Source organism: Sphingobium fuliginis (assembly GCF_015074805.1).
Classification (GTDB): Bacteria; Pseudomonadota; Alphaproteobacteria; order Sphingomonadales; family Sphingomonadaceae; genus Sphingobium; species Sphingobium fuliginis.
Genome location: NZ_CP060036.1, coordinates 1,140,048 through 1,155,153, shown reverse-complemented (window position 1 = coordinate 1,155,153; position 15,106 = coordinate 1,140,048). Strand labels below are relative to the sequence as shown.

Genomic DNA, 15,106 nt, shown 5'->3' with positions numbered 1-15,106 from the left:
CCCCCGTCCCCGAAGCGCGCTAGGGTGGCGGCGTGACAAGGGATAAGGACCCGGCGGCCCATGATCTTGCCGTGATCGGCGGCGGCGTCAACGGCTGCGGCGTGGCGCGCGATGCGGCCGGTCGGGGTGCGCGGGTGCTGCTGCTGGAGCGCGGCGATCTGGCGCAGGGCACCTCCTCCGCCTCCACCAAGCTGATCCATGGCGGGCTGCGCTATCTGGAGCATCGGGAATTCGGGCTGGTGCGCGAATCGCTGGCGGAGCGCGAGCGGCTCTGGGCGATCGCGCCGCATATCGTCCATCCGTTGCGCTTCGTGCTGCCCTGGGTGCCGGGGCTGCGGCCGCGCTGGATGCTGCGGCTTGGCCTCTTCCTCTATGACCATATCGGCGGCCGACGCGCCCTGCCGCCGACCGAGAGCGTCGACCTGCGCCGTCATCCGGCGGGCCGGCCCCTGAAAACCGGCTTCGGCACGGCCTTCGTCTATTCCGACGGCTGGGTGGACGATGCGCGCCTGGTCATCCTGAACGCCCGCGATGCCGCCGACCGGGGCGCGGAGGTGCACAGCCGGACGGAGGTGCGGCGGCTGGAACGGGAAAGCGGCGGCTGGACCATATATGCGCGGGCGGCGGACGGAACGATGCCGCGCTTCCGCGCGCGCGCCGTGGTCAACGCCGCCGGGCCGCTGGCGCTGGACCTGCTCCATCGCGCCCATGGCGAAACGGACCGCCACATGCGGCTGGTGCGCGGATCGCATATCGTCGTGCCGCGCCTGTTCGACCATGGCTTCGCCTATTTCTTCCAACTGCCCGATGGCCGCATCTTCTTTGCGCTGCCCTATGAGCGGGACTTCACCCTGATCGGCACCACGGATCGCGATCATCGGGGACCGGTCGACGATGTCCGGCCCGATCCCGACGAGATCGCCTATCTCTGCGAAGGGGCGAACCGTTATTTCCGGAAGAGCATCGCGCCGCAGGATGTGCTGTGGTCCTATGCCGGGGTCCGCCCGTTGGTCGACGACGGTTCGGGAAGACCGGAGGCGGCGACGCGCGGCTATCGGCTGGAGCTTGATGCGCCGGACGGAGAGGCGCCGCTGCTGAGCCTGTTCGGCGGCAAGATCACCACCTACCGCCACCTCGCCGCGGAGGCGGTGGCGATGCTGAAGCCCTTTCTCCCCAGCCTGTCGGGCGGCGACTGGACCGCGAAGGCGGCGCTGCCGGGCGGCGACTTCCCGATGCAGGGGCGCGACCGGCTGATCGCGGACCTGGGCTGCGACTATCCTTTCCTGGACTATGCCTCGGCGGAGCGGATCGCCTGCGCCTATGGCACCCGCGCCTGGGAGTGGCTGGACGGGGCGCGGGACATGGCGGCGCTGGGCGCGCATTTCGGTCATGGCCTGACCGAGGCGGAGCTGCGCTATCTGGTGGCGCGGGAATGGGCGATGACGGCCGACGACATATTATGGCGCCGGACGAAGCTGGGGCTGCGTCTGGATGCGCGCCAGACCGCGCATGTCCGGGAATGGCTGGGGGAGAAGGCATGAGCGAACGGCCGATATTGGTGCTGGACGAGGGCACGACGTCGACGCGGGCCATGCTCTATGCGCCGGACGGGCGGCGGCTGGGCATGGCGCAGGCGGACCTCAGCCAATATTATCCGCGGCCCGGCTGGGTCGAGCATGATGCGGCGGAGATCTGGGACAGGACCCTGGCCTGCGCGCGCGACATGGTGGCGCTGGCGGGCGGGGCCGACCGTGTCGCCGCCATCGGCATCACCAACCAGCGCGAGACCGTGGTCGCGTGGGACCGGCGGACGGGCGAGCCGCTGGCCCCCGCCATCGTCTGGCAGGACCGCCGCACCGCCGATCATTGCGCCGCCCTGCGCGAGGCGGGCAAGGAGGAGGCGATCCAGCGGCGGACGGGGCTGGTGATCGATCCCTATTTCTCCGCGACGAAGATGCGCTGGCTGCTCGATCATGCGCCCGCCGTGGCGGCGGCGGGCAGCGCGCTGGCCTTCGGCACGGTCGAAAGCTGGCTGATGTGGAAGCTGACCGGCGGCCTGCATGTCAGCGATGCCAGCAACGCCAGCCGCACCCAGTTGATGGCGCTCGACGCCGCCGATTGGGACCGGGGGCTGTGCGACCTGTTCGGCGTGCCGCCGCATGCGCTGCCGGAGATCGTCGACAATATCGGCCCCTTTGGCGAGACGCAGGACCAATGGTTCGGCCGGCCGATCCCGATCCGGGGACTGATGGGGGATCAGCAGGCGGCGACCATCGGCCAGGCCTGCCTGACCCCCGGCGACGCCAAGGCGACATTGGGCACCGGCGCCTTCGTCCTTGCCCATATGGGGAGTAGCGTGCCGGTATCGCGGCACCGCCTGCTCGGCACATTGCTCTGTCGATTGCCGGGCGAGACGAGCTATGCGCTGGAAGGGTCGCTGTTCGTCGCGGGCAGCCTGATCCAGTGGCTGCGCGACGAACTGCGCCTGATCGCAACGGCGGAGGAAAGCGAAGCGATGGCCCGTTCGGTGCCCGACAGCGGCGGCGTCGCCATGCTGCCCGCGCTGGCGGGGCTGGGCGCGCCGCACTGGCGCGCCGACGCCAGGGGGGCGATCCATGGCCTGACGCTGGGCACGAAGCGGGCGCATATCGTGCGCGCGGCGCTCGAATCGCTGTCGCACCAGCTTCACGACCTGGCTGGCGCATTCGCGGCCGACGGCATGCCCTGGCGCGCCCTGTGCATCGACGGAGGAATGAGCGCCAATGACTGGATCGCGCAGGACCTGGCGGACATTCTGCAGCTGCGCGTGGATCGCCCCGCCGATGTGGAGACGACCGCCCGGGGCGCGGCGATGCTGGCGGCGGTGGGCGCGGGCCTGTTTCCCTCCCTTGCCGAGGCGGCGGGGGCCATGGGGGCGGAACGGCGAAGCTTCGCCCCGGCCCTGCCGGACGATGTCAGAGGCGAAAGGCTGGGGCGATGGCAGGCATTGCTGGCGTCGGCATGATTTTCCCCTGTGTAAAATCATCATCGTGAGTATATCTTAACGATAAGCGTCTAGGGCGGGGCGAACATGCAGACGTCTCTTCGACATCCTTCTTCCCGCGTGGAACCGGTTGCCCTGGGTTGCGCCTATTTCCTGGCGGCGTCGCTGGCGCTTGCCAGTTCACGATTCGAAGGGGGATTGGCCTTCATCTGGGGCGCCAACGCGCTGTTGATGGCCTATCTGCTGACATCGCGAACCGCTTCCTGGCCGTGGGCGCTGATCGCCTGCGGCATGGCCAGCGCGCTGTCGACCGCGCTGTGGGGGATGGGGACGCTCGCCGCCGTGCCGATGGCGGGCATCAACCTGCTGGAAGCGCTGATCGTCGCGTTGATCTGCCGCCGCTTCGCGCGAGGCGGGAAGTTCGCCGGTTCGATGCAGCCGCTGTTCGTCTTCATCCTGGCGCTGTGCGGTCCGGCCAATCTGATCGCGGGCCTGGCCGCCGCCACTGTCGCGTCGGCGCTGACGACGGTGTCCTTCGGCGCATCGCTGCTGCAATGGTATACCGGGCATGTGCTGGGCGCGCTGACCTGCACGCCGATCCTGATGATGCTGATGCAGGGCGAATTGCGGCGCTGGTTCGGCCAGACTTCGCGCAGGGGCAAGTGGGAAGCGCTGGCGCTGCTGCTGCTGTTCGCGCTGGCGACCGCCTTCGTCTTCTACGCGGCGCGCTATCCGATGCTGTTCGCGCTGCTGCTGCCGATGGTCGCGATGGTCTTCCGCCTGGGCAATCTGGGCGCGGCGGCTTCGGTCATGATCCTGGCCATCATCGGCGGCATGGCGACCATGACCGGTCATGGGCCGCTGTACATGATCCCCGGCACGCTGGGCGAGCGGATGCAGTTCTTCCAGCTCTTCCTGGCCTTCAGTTTCCTGCTGTCGATGCCGATCGCTGCGGAGCTGAACAGCCGCCGCCGCCTGTTCCAGATGTTGCAGGAAAGCGAGGCCCGCTATCGCGCCATTGCGGAAAATAGCGGCGACGTGGTGCTCAACATCAGCGTTGGCGGCGTGATCGAATATGCCTCCCCCGCGGCGGCCGAACAGATCGGCTGCGCGCCGGAACTGCTGGTCGGGCAGGACGCGGCCAATCTGGTCGACCCGGCGGACCGGGAACAGGTGATCGCGACGCTGGACCGGGCGCTGGAGCAGCCGGGCGAGGTGCAGACGGTGGAATTCCGCCCCTTCATTTCCGCGCAAGGCAGCGACTGGTGCGAGATGGTGGCCCGCGCCGTGGTCGACGAGCGCGGCCTGCCCACCGGCCTTGTCAGCACGATCCGCGACATGTCCCGGCACAAGGCGCGGCAACGCGCGCTTCAGCAGGTGGCGGCGCTGGATTCGCTGACCGGGGCGGACAGCCGCCGGGCCTTCCTCGAAAAGCTGGAGGAGGAGATGCTGCGCGTCCGGCATGGCGCGCGGGCCTGCCTGCTGCTGATCGACATCGATCATTTCAAGGCGGTCAACGACGGCTACGGCCATGGCGCGGGCGACCGCGTGCTGGCGGGCTTCGTCGAGCGGTTGCGTCCCGGACTGCGCAGCGTCGACAGCATCGGCCGTCTGGGCGGGGAGGAATTCGCCATCCTGCTGAGCGGCACCGACGTCGTGCGGGCGAGCATGATCTGCGAAAGGCTGCGCGAAATGGTCACGGCCCATCCGGTGCAGATCGATTCGGGCGAGGTGATCCCGGTGACGTTCAGCGCGGGACTGGTGGCGCTGGGCGGCCAGAGCGAGGGGCAGGCCGTGCTGGAGGCCGCGGACAAGGCGCTCTACAACGCCAAGCATAGCGGACGCAACTGCCTGCGATTGGCGGCGTAAGGTCAAGATCCTGACCCTTGCCGCGGATGCTCTCCGCGCGAACATCCATGCGCCCTTCGACCAAAGTAGTGCCTGATTCCTCCTGTCTGAACCGGGCTCTTGCGCGCCGCGCCCTTGCTTCGAGCGTCCGCGCAGGCGCCGCCTGCGGCCTGGAGCCATGCGTCCCTTCCTCCCAAGGGAGGAGGCCCTAAGTCCAATTTCCGCCGCGCCCTGCCGGCCTCAATCTCTCTTCAGCCGGGGGCATTGACCGGCACAAAAGAGGGAGGATGTTATGAAAAGGACGCTGCTCCTCGCGAGCGCGGCCATGGGGCTGCTTTGCGCGACTGCCACGCCGGCGATGGCCGGGACCACCGCCGATCTGCTGAAGCGGCTGCATGAAAAGGGAATCCTCTCCGACGAGGAATATCAGGAACTGCTGAAGAATGAGAGCGCGGAGGCCGCTGCCGCGCCGGCCGCGCCGCCGGTGACGCCGGATGCGTCGGGCGGCGGTCGGAGCGTCCGCATGACCGACAGCGGTGTCGGCTTCGAAATGGGCGACGTCACGCTCAAATTCTCCGGATCGGTCAATGGCTTCTACGTCCATGACAATGGCGAGGCGCCCAGCGCCACCAACAGCGTCGTCGGCGGCGTGGCGACGGTGGGTGGCAAGAGTTCGGCCATCCGCAACGGTCTGCTGCCCGGCTTCCTGAAGGTGGAGGTCATGACCAGGCAGGGCGGCTGGGACGTCGGCGCGCATTTCGGCATGTATCCGGGCATCAACTCCGTCAGCTATGCGGGCAGCGGCGCGAACAGCCCCGGCAATCCGCGCGGGCTCCAGACGGCGGGCATCGATTTCCGCCAGACCTACCTGACCTTCGGCCGTCCGGGCTTTGGCGAGGTGAAGATCGGCCGCGACATCGGCCTGTTCGCCTCGGAGCAGATCCTGAACGACATCACCCTGCTGTCGTCGGGCACGCCGGCGGGCAATGTCGCGCCGTCCAACACCACGCTGGGGCGGATCGGCGTCGGCTATATCTACACCGATTTCCAGCCGCAGATCACCTATACCACGCCCAGCTTCAGCGGCTTCACCGCCAGCATCGGCATTTTCGAGCCCTTGTCCTCGCTGACCGGACCGGACGAGGCCAACAAGGAGCCGGGCTTCCAGGGCAAGCTGGTCTATGACGGCAAGTTCGGCGGCGTGGGCACCCGCCTGTGGGCGGCGGGCATCCGGCAGAAGCATGATGTGATCGCCGGGCCGGACTATACGAGCTGGGGCTGGGACGCGGGCGCGAAGGTGACGGTGGGGCCGCTGACGCTGGTCGGCACCTATTATGACGCTTCGGGCCTTGGCACGACGGCGCTCAACCTGTTCGACACCGATGGGCTGGGCAACAAGCGCGACAGCCATGGCTTCTATCTGCAGGGGCTGGCGAGCTTCGGAAAATTCTCTGTCGGGGGCAGCTATGGCGAGAGCAATCTCGACTATGCCAATGCCGCCGACGCGCTGGCGAACCCGACGCTGGTGGACAAGAATTCGAGCTGGGTGGGGCAGGTCCGCTACGGCCTCACAAGCTGGGTCACGCTGCTGAGCGAATATGTCCACACCAGATCGGAAGCGCATAACGGCAATCAGGCCAGTTCCGACGCCATCGCGGCGGGGGCCATCCTGTTCTTCTGATCCCGACCGAAGGAACAATGTCACGGGGCGGGGCCGCATCCTAACAGGGATGCGGCCCCATTTTCATGGCTGGACAATGGCCTGGCCGTTGGGGAACAAAGAAGAAGAGGCACGGGGATGAGGAAGGGCATGTGGCTGGCCGGCGCGGCATGGGCGATTCTGGCGGGGCAGGCCACCGCGCAGAACGCATGGGCGGATACCGCCGGCGCCGATGCGGACCGGCAGCCGATCGTCGTCACGGCCCCCGGCGGCGCGATCGATGCCGACGATGCGCTGCGCCTGACCGGCGCGGACATCAGCCGCGCGGGAACGCCCGATCTGCTGGGCGCGCTCACCCGGTCCATCGCCGGCGTCACCCTGCAGGACGCGCAGGGCAATCCGTGGCAGCCCAATCTGGTCTATCGCGGCTTCACCGCCTCCCCGCTGCAGGGGCAGGCGCAGGGGCTGGCGGTCTATCTCGACGGCGCGCGATTCAACCAGCCCTTTGGCGACACGGTCGCCTTCGACCTGTTGCCGGAGGCGGCGATCCGCAGCCTTACCCTGTTCGACAGCAGCGCCGTCTATGGCCTGAACGCGCTGGGCGGGGCGATGGTGATCGACACCAAGACCGGGACCAGCGATCCGGGGCTGGAGGCGAGCCTGACCGGCGGACGCTTCGGTTCGCGGGAGGCGAGCGTGGCGGGCGGGTTCCGGAAGGGCGATTTCAGCGCATTCGGCGCGTTCCAGTACAGCCATGAGGATGGCTGGCGCGACCATTCGCCCTCCACCCTCCATAATGGCTATGCCGATCTGGGTTTCGACACCGCGAGCGGCGGGCTGCATCTGAAGTGGATCGGCGCCGACACGGACCTGACGGGCAATGGCGTCGCGCCGGTCGAGTTGCTGGCGGTGGACCGGCGCGCCGTCTTCACCTGGCCGGACAATGCCAGGGCGCGCTATGGCCGGATCAGCCTGCATCCCTGGGTCGCGCTGGGGGAAGGGATGCGGATCGAGGGCACGCTCTATGCGCAACGGTTGAAGCTGCGCACGGTGAACGGCGACGCCGCCGACATAGAGGGGTGCGAAGACGGGCTGCTCTGCCTGGAGACCGTCGAGGGGGCGGACGAGGCGTTGCTGACCGATGCGGACGGCCGCACGATTGCCGATGTGCTGGGCGGCGAGGGCTATGGCGTGCTCAATCGGGGAAGGCTGGACAGCCGGGCGATGGGCGTGCTGGTCCAGATGATCGACGAGCGGCCGCTGTGGGGCGGGCGCAATCACCTTGCCATCGGCATGAGCTATGACACGAGCCGCAGCCGCTTCGGCGCCTCGACCGAACTGGCTGCGCTGACGGAGGATCGCGGCGTCGAGGGGCTGGGGCCGGCCATCGTGCAGGCGGACGGCGCGATCGGGCCGGTGGGTCTGGTCGCCCATGCCGGCTATTGGGGGCTGTTCGCGCAGGACCGGCTGCCGCTGACCGACCGGCTCTCGGCGGAGATCGGGTTGCGCTACAATCATGTGGTGATTGCGATGCGCGACCGGATCGGCACGGCGCTCAACGGCGATCATCGGTTCAGGCGGCTGAACCCCGGGCTGGAACTGGATTACCGGCTGACGGAGGGGCTGAACCTGAGGGTGGGCTATGCGGAGAGCAATCGCGCCCCGACGCCGGCCGAACTGTCCTGCGCCGACGAGAATGCGCCGTGCAGCCTCGCCAATTTCTTCATCGCCGATCCGCCATTGAAGCAGATCGTCGCCAGGAGCTGGGAAGCGGGCGCGGGCGGGCGGGGCCGATGGGGCGGGTTCCGACTGGAATGGCTGTTGTCCGCCTATCGCACGCGCAACCGCGACGACATTCAGTTTGTCGCGTCGGCGATTCGGGGGCGCGCCTGGTTCCGCAATATCGGCGCGACCCGGCGGCAGGGCGTGGAATTCACCCTGAAGGCGGTGCGCGGCGGCCTTTCGGGGGCGTTCAGCTATGCCTTCACCGATGCGACCTACCGTCATGACCTGGCGCTTTCCAGCCCCGCCAATCCGGCGGCGAACGGGGACGGGGTGATCTTTGTCCAGCCGGGGGACCGGTTGCCCGGCATTCCGCGCCACAGTGCGACGCTGTCGCTGGATTATGCCGGGCGCGGCTGGTCGGTCGGCGGCGACCTGATCGCGCGGACGGGGCAATATCTGGTGGGTGACGAGGGCAATGACCAGCCGCGGCTGAAAGGCCATGCGCTGGTCAACCTGCGCGCCGGGATCGACATGGCGCCGGGGGTGACGCTGTTCGGGGAACTGCACAATGCGTTCGACCGCAAATATGCGACCTTCGGCACGTTCAGCGACGTCGGGGAGGTGGAGATGGCGCAGGCCCCCGATGCGTCCAATCCGCGCGCCTATGGGCCGGGCGCGCCGCGCCGCTGGTATGCGGGGGTGAAGGCGCGGTTCTAGGCCTTGATGACTGGCTGGTCGACGAGGGCTTCCGGCTGCGGCGTGGCGACGAGGCCGATCGTCATCATCTCCGCGAAGTTCGCGTCGTCATGCCATTTGCGCGCGGCGGCCAGGGCGGCGTCCTGCGCGTGGCGGGACATTTCGGCGCCCGCGCGGCGTTCCCACAATTCCGCCTGTTCCCTGAAGAATTCCGACGTGGGCATCGCATCCTCCCCCCTTTTTAACCAGCGCCCGAACGCGCGAACGGGGCGTTAGTTCCGGGGGCGGATCAGCCGGGCCGGTCGATGCGGGGCAGCAGCCGCGCCTCCAGTCCCGGATAGAGGTGGGAGACGCTGCGTTGCAGCTCATAGCGCGCCGCCGCCATGGTGGAGAAGCGCGCCGGTATCGGCAGTTCGCCCGCCTCCACCATGTCGAGGCCCGACTGCACCGCCTGCGTCAGCGCCTCGTCCAGCCAGTCGATCCAGTCGCGGGTCTGGGCAATGGCGGCCCGGCCGCTGGGATCGAACGGGCCATGGCCGGGGATCAGGCCGCCATGCGGTTCCCGCGCCAGCCGGTCGAGACTGGCGCGCCAGCCGGGGAGGTCGGCGGTCGGGGTGCTGGGCGCGCGGTCGTGGAAGACGAGGTCGCCGCCGATCAGCACGCCGCTGCGTTCGTCGAGCAGCGCCAGGTCCGCGCCGCTATGGCCTGAAAGCGCCAGCAGCCGCAGCCCTCGCCCGCCGAACTCCTCCCGTCCGGCGGCGATCGGCCGGCCCGGCAGCACCAGTTCGGTGCCGCGCATCCAGTCGTTCAGCAGCCGGTACATGGCGTCCAAATAGCCGCGCCCCTCACGCGCCAGAGCCTCTATCGTGCCGGGCAGGGCCGCGACGATCCGGGGATCGAAGGCGGCGATGCCCATGCCATGGTCGGGATGCAGATGGGTGACATAGACGCGGACCACCGGCTGGCCGGTCAGTCCCTCCGCCACCTTGCGCAGCGCCTGTCCATAGGCGAGCGACGGGCCGCAGTCGCACAGCACTGTTCCAGCGGGCGTGGCGATGATGGCGATATTGGCGATGGCGCCGCCATTGGCCGGTTCTATGGGGGCGTCCGCGCCGTGGATCATCCAGATGCCGTCCGCGACCGGGACGGGGGCAATCGCATAGCTGCGCCGCGCCTGCGCGGGCATGGCGGCCAGCGCCATGCTCCCCGCGATCAGCCTGCGCCGGGTCAGCATCATCGCGGCAGGGGCGACTGGCGCGCGACGGCCAGCGCCGCGTGATAATCGCGTCCATTGGTGTCGCGGGCATCGACGGCCAGCATGTCGCCCGCCGCCGCATGGGGGATCAGGGTGATGGCCGGATCTTCCGCGACCGAGGCCCAGATTTCCATCCGGCCCAGTTCGCGACCGGCGGCGTCGCTGACGGTCAGTCGTTCCAGATGATAGGTGGGAATGGCGTCGACCAGCCCGGTGTCCATCGGGTGCCGGAAGTTGAGGCGAAGGCGGCTGGCGTCGACCGGCCCCGCGACGGGCCAGGCCTCGCCCCTGATCTCGCCCAGATGGTCCGCCCAGTCGCCCTTGACCCGGCTGACCGGGGGCGTCGAGCAGCCGCCGCCCGCCGCGTCGATCCAGCCGCCCGACACCAGCCATTCGCCGCTCGCCAACTGCACCGCGCCGCGCACGGGGGTGCGCTGGTCCAGCTTGATGCGGGTGGCGAGATAGGCTTCGCTGTCCGTCGGGCGATAGTCGACCGCGATCGGGATCGGGTTGAGGTCCGCCATCAGGACGATGCGCCGGACGCCGGGGATCGCGCGGGCGTCGATGGCGACCGGGAAGCTGCGCTGGTTCTCCGCGATCTGGGGGAAATCGACCTTCACCCGCGGGTCGAAGCGGACCGGATCGTTGCCGAACAGCAGCTTTGCATGGGCTTCCCACATCGGCGATTCCAGCGGATCGGCGGGCGTGGATGCGCCCGCCCCCGCCGCCAGCGCGAGCAGGGCCAGGGTCATGGCTGCGTAGCTTCGCCTTTTCACATCCTTCTCCCTTGGTGCAGGTCTAAAGGCTGGCGCAATGCGCTACCATTGGTCCTTGGGTCGGATGGGGAGGGAAGCGGGATGAGGAGGACGATCTGGGCCGGTGCTCTGCTGCTTTGCGCGGCGCCCGTGGCGGCGGAGCCGTTGTTCGCGCCTGACGGCTATCGGATCGCCGCCTATCGCGCGCCGGTCTCCCGCCCGCCCGCCGGGGTCGGGCGGATCGCGCCGGCCGCCGCCGCAGCCCTGCGGCCGGGCCGGGATGCGCTGTTCCTCGACGTCCTGCCGGCCGAGGGCGGGCATCGGGAGAGCGACGGGCGCTGGCGGCTGGCGGCGCAGCATGAGAGCATTCCGGGCGCTCGCTGGTTCCCCGAAGCGGGAAGGGGCGTGCCGGAGCCCGACATCGCGCTCTGGTTCGCGGCCGGCGTGCGGCGGCTGACGGGTGGCCGGCGCGATCGCATGCTGGTCGTCTTCTGCCGGTCCGATTGCTGGATGAGCTGGAACGCGGCGCGGCGGCTGCGCGCCATGGGCTATCGCAATGTCTGGTGGCTGGCGGAGGGGACGGACGGCTGGCGCGACCTGGGGCGGCCCTTGGTTCGAGTGGCGCCGGAGGGGCGCGCGCCCTAGGACCAATGGCCCATTGCGGGGGTCCGCTGCGCTGCGTCATCACTTGCCCAAGCATGTTTGCATGGGAGAGAGAGCCTTGATCCGCATTCGCATCACCCTGGGCGGCGTTGCCGCCGCCGCGCTCCTGACGCTGGCGCCGCTGTCGGCGCAGGCGAAGGACATCGTCGTCCATATGAAGAACCAGGGCGCGGACGGCGCCATGGTGTTCGAGCCGTCCTTCGTGAAGGCGGCGGTGGGCGACACCATCCGTTTCCAGCCGACCAATCCCAGCCATAATGCCGAAACCATCGCGAACATGCTGCCGGCCGGCGCGACCCCGATGAAGGGCGCGATGAACAAGGAGGCGGTGCTGACCGTCACCAAGCCCGGCCTCTACGGCATCAAGTGCATGCCGCATTATTCGATGGGCATGGTCGCGCTGGTGCAGGTGGGCAAGGTGGCCCCGGCCGATCTCGCGGCGGCCAAGGCGGTGAAGCTGCCGCCCTTCGCCGCCAGGCGGATGACCGCCGCGCTCGCCAAAGTGAAGTGAGATCCGCCGATGCTGACAACAGCTCCCCCTGTCTATCCCGTGCCGCTGGCCTGGTCGGCGGAGGCGAAGGTCGATGCCGCCGCCTATGCCGCGGGCTATCGCCGATCGCTGGATGACGCCGACGCCTATTGGCTGGAGCAGGCGCGGCGGCTGGACTGGCTGCGCGAACCCACCCGCGCCGACGAGAGCAGCTTTGCGGAAGGGGATTTCGGCATAAGCTGGTTCAGCGACGGCATGCTCAACGTGTCGGCCAATTGCGTGGACCGCCATCTGGAGACGCGCGGCGATCAGGCGGCGATCATCTGGGAACCGGACGATCCGGAGGAACCGGCGCGGCGCTTCACCTACCGGCAATTGCATGAAGAGGTGTGCCGCTTCGCCCATGTGCTGAAAGGCGCGGGCGTGGGGCGCGGCGACCGGGTGACGCTCTATCTGCCGATGATTCCGGAGGCGGCCTTCGCCATGCTCGCCTGCGCGCGGATCGGGGCGATCCATTCGGTGGTGTTCGGCGGTTTCTCGCCCGAGGCGCTGGCGGGACGGATCAGCGATTGCGACAGCCGGATCGTCATCACCGCCGATGAGGGGCGGCGGGGCGGCAGGATCGTGCCGCTGAAGCGCAATGTCGACGCGGCGGCGGCTCTGGCGCCGGGGCTGGAACGCGTGATTGTCGTCCGGGCGACGGGCGGGGACGTCGCGATGGACCCCGCGCGGGACGCCTATTATGACGAACTGGCCGCTGAGGTCTCCGCCGACTGTCCGGCAGAGGCGATGGCGGCGGAAGACCCGCTGTTCCTGCTCTACACCTCCGGATCGACGGGCAAGCCCAAGGGCGTGCTGCATTCGACCGGCGGCTATCTGCTCTGGGCGGCGATGACCTTCGACCTTGCCTTCGACCATCGGCCGGGCGAGGTCTTCTGGTCCTCCGCCGATGTCGGTTGGGTCACAGGCCACAGCTATATCGTCTATGGACCGCTCGCCAATGGCGGCACCACGCTGATGTTCGAGGGGGTGCCGAACTGGCCGACGCCCAGCCGCATCTGGGAAGTGGTCGACCGGCATCGGGTGACGACGCTCTACACCGCGCCGACGGCGCTGCGTTCGCTGATGAAGGAGGGGGACGAACATGTGACCCGCACCAGCCGCGCCTCGCTGCGGCTGATGGGCACGGTGGGGGAGCCGATCAATCCCGAAGCCTGGCGCTGGTATCATGAGGTGGTGGGCGAGGGGCGCTGCCCCATTGTCGATACCTGGTGGCAGACGGAGACGGGCGGCCACATGATCACGCCGCTGCCGGGCGCGACGGACCTGAAGCCGGGCGCGGCGACCAAGCCCTTTTTCGGGGTCGAGCCCTTGCTGGTCGACGGCAATGGCGTCGCCGTGGAGGGCGAGGGGGAAGGCAATCTCTGCATCGCGCGGAGCTGGCCGGGGCAGGCGCGGACCGTGTGGGGCGATCATGAGCGCTTCTTCCAGACCTATTTCACCACCTATCCGGGCCTGTACTTCACCGGCGACGGCTGCCGGCGCGACGCGGACGGGGACTATTGGATCACGGGGCGCGTCGACGACGTGATCAACGTGTCGGGCCATCGCATGGGCACGGCGGAGGTGGAAAGCGCGCTGGTGCTGCACGAGGCGGTGGCGGAGGCGGCGGTGGTGGGCTTCCCGCACGACATAAAGGGACAGGGCATCTACGCCTATGTGACGCTGAACAGCGGCGAGGAAGCGACCGACGAACTGCGTCAGGCGCTGGTGAAATGGGTGCGCAGCGAGATCGGGCCGATCGCGACGCCCGACGTGATCCAGTTTGCCCCCGGCCTGCCCAAGACCCGTTCGGGCAAGATCATGCGCCGCATCCTGCGCAAGATCGCGGAGGGCGAGGTGTCGCCCCAGGCGCTGGGGGACATATCGACGCTGGCCGAGCCGGCCATTGTGGAGGAATTGATCCGGAACCGGGCCCGGTGATGCTTTCGGCCCCTGGGTCTCATCGAAACCCGCAGCCTTGGCGGGTTCCGATCGTCTGGAAATCGCTCTAGCGGAAGACCGGCACGCTTCCCGATGCCGTCCTTGCAGGGCCCTCCTGCCTCAGCCGCTGGGCGATCTCCGCGATCCGCCCTTCGCCCTCCGCAAGGGCGGCGGCTGTCGTGTGCACCGAATAGGAACCGAGGTGAAGCGGATGGGGATGCGGCCGTGCGGACCCAGGACGAAGATCGCGCCCGCATCGCCCGCCTGGAGCGTGATCGCCTCCTCTCCCGGCTCGAACAGCGCCATCTCGCCCTGCGCTATCGGGGCGGAGCCGGAAAGACCGCCCTTCGCTACCGCCGCCCAAGCGAGCGAATGGCCGGGGGGCGGTGCGTAGGTCCAGCTTTCCCCGGCTTGCAGGCGGACCAGCAGATAGGTGATCCCGTCAGGCGCGCGGACCGGGCTCTGCGCGCCCGCGTGTCGGCCCAGGATCACATAAGCGGGGCCGGCCATGGGCATATGGTCCGCCTCTATATATTGGCTGTCGACCGGTCCGTTCTCCAGTTCGGGCGGCAGGGCGATCCAGAGCTGGAAGCCCTGCATCAGCGCCGAGCGTCCGGCGGACAGTTCCTTCCCGTGCCAGACGCCGCCGCCCGCGCGCATCCATTCCACGCCGCCGAAGGCCAGCGTGCCGGTGCCCGCCTGCGGATCGTCATAGGTCACGTCCCCTTCGGTGAAGACGGTGACGGTCGCGATGCCCGAATGGGGATGCAGCGGCATGGCGGCGGAAAGCTGCCGCATGTCGCCTGCAAACAGGTCGAGGAACACGAAGGGCTTCAGATAGCGGCCCAGATCGGACGGGCTCATCAGCCGGACGATCGAACCATGTCCGCTGCCGCGCGTGCGATGAACGACCGGGCGGGGGGCCGCCGTGCCGGCCATCATTCCATGAAGGGTTGCCATAATGCTTCCTGTTCCTGCTCCGCAGCGATCGAGACGATGATTTATGGCGGCGGGAATCGGGATGCCAGGCCCATTTCCTCAAAGCATC

12 protein-coding genes are annotated in these 15,106 nt (G+C 68.7%); 8 read left to right on the top strand and 4 right to left on the bottom strand.

The features are described from left to right. The first annotated feature begins 32 nt into the window (after nt 1-32). The 5 genes from H5V43_RS21210 (at nt 33) to H5V43_RS21190 (ending at nt 8,933) form a co-directional block, all read left to right on the top strand. Nucleotides 33-1,541, top strand: a complete 1,509-nt coding sequence (locus tag H5V43_RS21210) for a glycerol-3-phosphate dehydrogenase (protein ID WP_025549455.1) — start codon at nt 33-35, stop codon at nt 1,539-1,541. Then, nucleotides 1,538-3,004 carry an FGGY family carbohydrate kinase gene (locus H5V43_RS21205; protein WP_044661021.1) on the top strand — a complete coding sequence of 489 codons (1,467 nt, stop codon included), beginning with the start codon at nt 1,538-1,540 and terminating at the stop codon, nt 3,002-3,004. Before H5V43_RS21210 ends, H5V43_RS21205 begins: the two co-directional genes overlap by 4 nt. Nucleotides 3,005-3,070: 66 nt before the next feature. Beyond that, nucleotides 3,071-4,852, top strand: a complete 1,782-nt coding sequence (locus tag H5V43_RS21200) for a sensor domain-containing diguanylate cyclase (protein ID WP_025549454.1) — start codon at nt 3,071-3,073, stop codon at nt 4,850-4,852. A 271-nt stretch (nt 4,853-5,123) separates the two neighbouring features. Beyond that, nucleotides 5,124-6,512 carry a porin gene (locus H5V43_RS21195; RefSeq protein ID WP_044661022.1) on the top strand — a complete coding sequence of 463 codons (1,389 nt, stop codon included), beginning with the start codon at nt 5,124-5,126 and terminating at the stop codon, nt 6,510-6,512. Between the two features lie 117 nt (nt 6,513-6,629). After that, nucleotides 6,630-8,933: a TonB-dependent receptor gene (locus H5V43_RS21190; RefSeq protein WP_025549453.1), complete on the top strand. Its 2,304-nt coding sequence runs from the start codon at nt 6,630-6,632 to the stop codon at nt 8,931-8,933. Here H5V43_RS21190 and H5V43_RS21185 read toward each other — a convergent pair. The 3 genes from H5V43_RS21185 to H5V43_RS21175 all read right to left on the bottom strand — a co-directional run bounded on the left by H5V43_RS21185 (nt 8,930) and on the right by H5V43_RS21175 (nt 10,919). Further along, nucleotides 8,930-9,136: a hypothetical protein gene (locus H5V43_RS21185; protein ID WP_025549452.1), complete on the bottom strand. Its 207-nt coding sequence runs from the start codon at nt 9,134-9,136 to the stop codon at nt 8,930-8,932. The two genes, H5V43_RS21190 and H5V43_RS21185, sit on opposite strands and share 4 nt — an antisense overlap. Before the next feature lie 65 nt (nt 9,137-9,201). Beyond that, nucleotides 9,202-10,149 (bottom strand): quinoprotein relay system zinc metallohydrolase 1, encoded by a 948-nt coding sequence (locus H5V43_RS21180; protein WP_025549451.1) that lies wholly within the window; start codon nt 10,147-10,149, stop codon nt 9,202-9,204. Next, nucleotides 10,146-10,919 (bottom strand): quinoprotein dehydrogenase-associated SoxYZ-like carrier, encoded by a 774-nt coding sequence (locus H5V43_RS21175; RefSeq protein ID WP_037482691.1) that lies wholly within the window; start codon nt 10,917-10,919, stop codon nt 10,146-10,148. The genes H5V43_RS21180 and H5V43_RS21175 overlap by 4 nt, the downstream gene beginning before the upstream one ends. Before the next feature lie 105 nt (nt 10,920-11,024). On the opposite strand from H5V43_RS21175, the gene H5V43_RS21170 reads away from it, so the two are divergent. From H5V43_RS21170 to acs, 3 genes are all read left to right on the top strand, one after another. Next, nucleotides 11,025-11,567 carry a rhodanese-like domain-containing protein gene (locus tag H5V43_RS21170; RefSeq protein ID WP_025549449.1) on the top strand — a complete coding sequence of 181 codons (543 nt, stop codon included), beginning with the start codon at nt 11,025-11,027 and terminating at the stop codon, nt 11,565-11,567. A gap of 61 nt (nt 11,568-11,628) precedes the next feature. Continuing rightward, nucleotides 11,629-12,096, top strand: a complete 468-nt coding sequence (locus H5V43_RS21165) for a pseudoazurin (protein WP_025549448.1) — start codon at nt 11,629-11,631, stop codon at nt 12,094-12,096. Nucleotides 12,097-12,105: 9 nt separating this feature from the next. Next, nucleotides 12,106-14,058, top strand: a complete 1,953-nt coding sequence (gene acs, locus H5V43_RS21160; RefSeq protein ID WP_025549447.1) for an acetate--CoA ligase — start codon at nt 12,106-12,108, stop codon at nt 14,056-14,058. Between the two features lie 120 nt (nt 14,059-14,178). Here acs and H5V43_RS21155 read toward each other — a convergent pair whose 3' ends face one another. Then, nucleotides 14,179-15,018: a pirin family protein gene (locus H5V43_RS21155; protein WP_200887622.1), complete on the bottom strand. Its 840-nt coding sequence runs from the start codon at nt 15,016-15,018 to the stop codon at nt 14,179-14,181. Nucleotides 15,019-15,106: the final 88 nt, after the last annotated feature.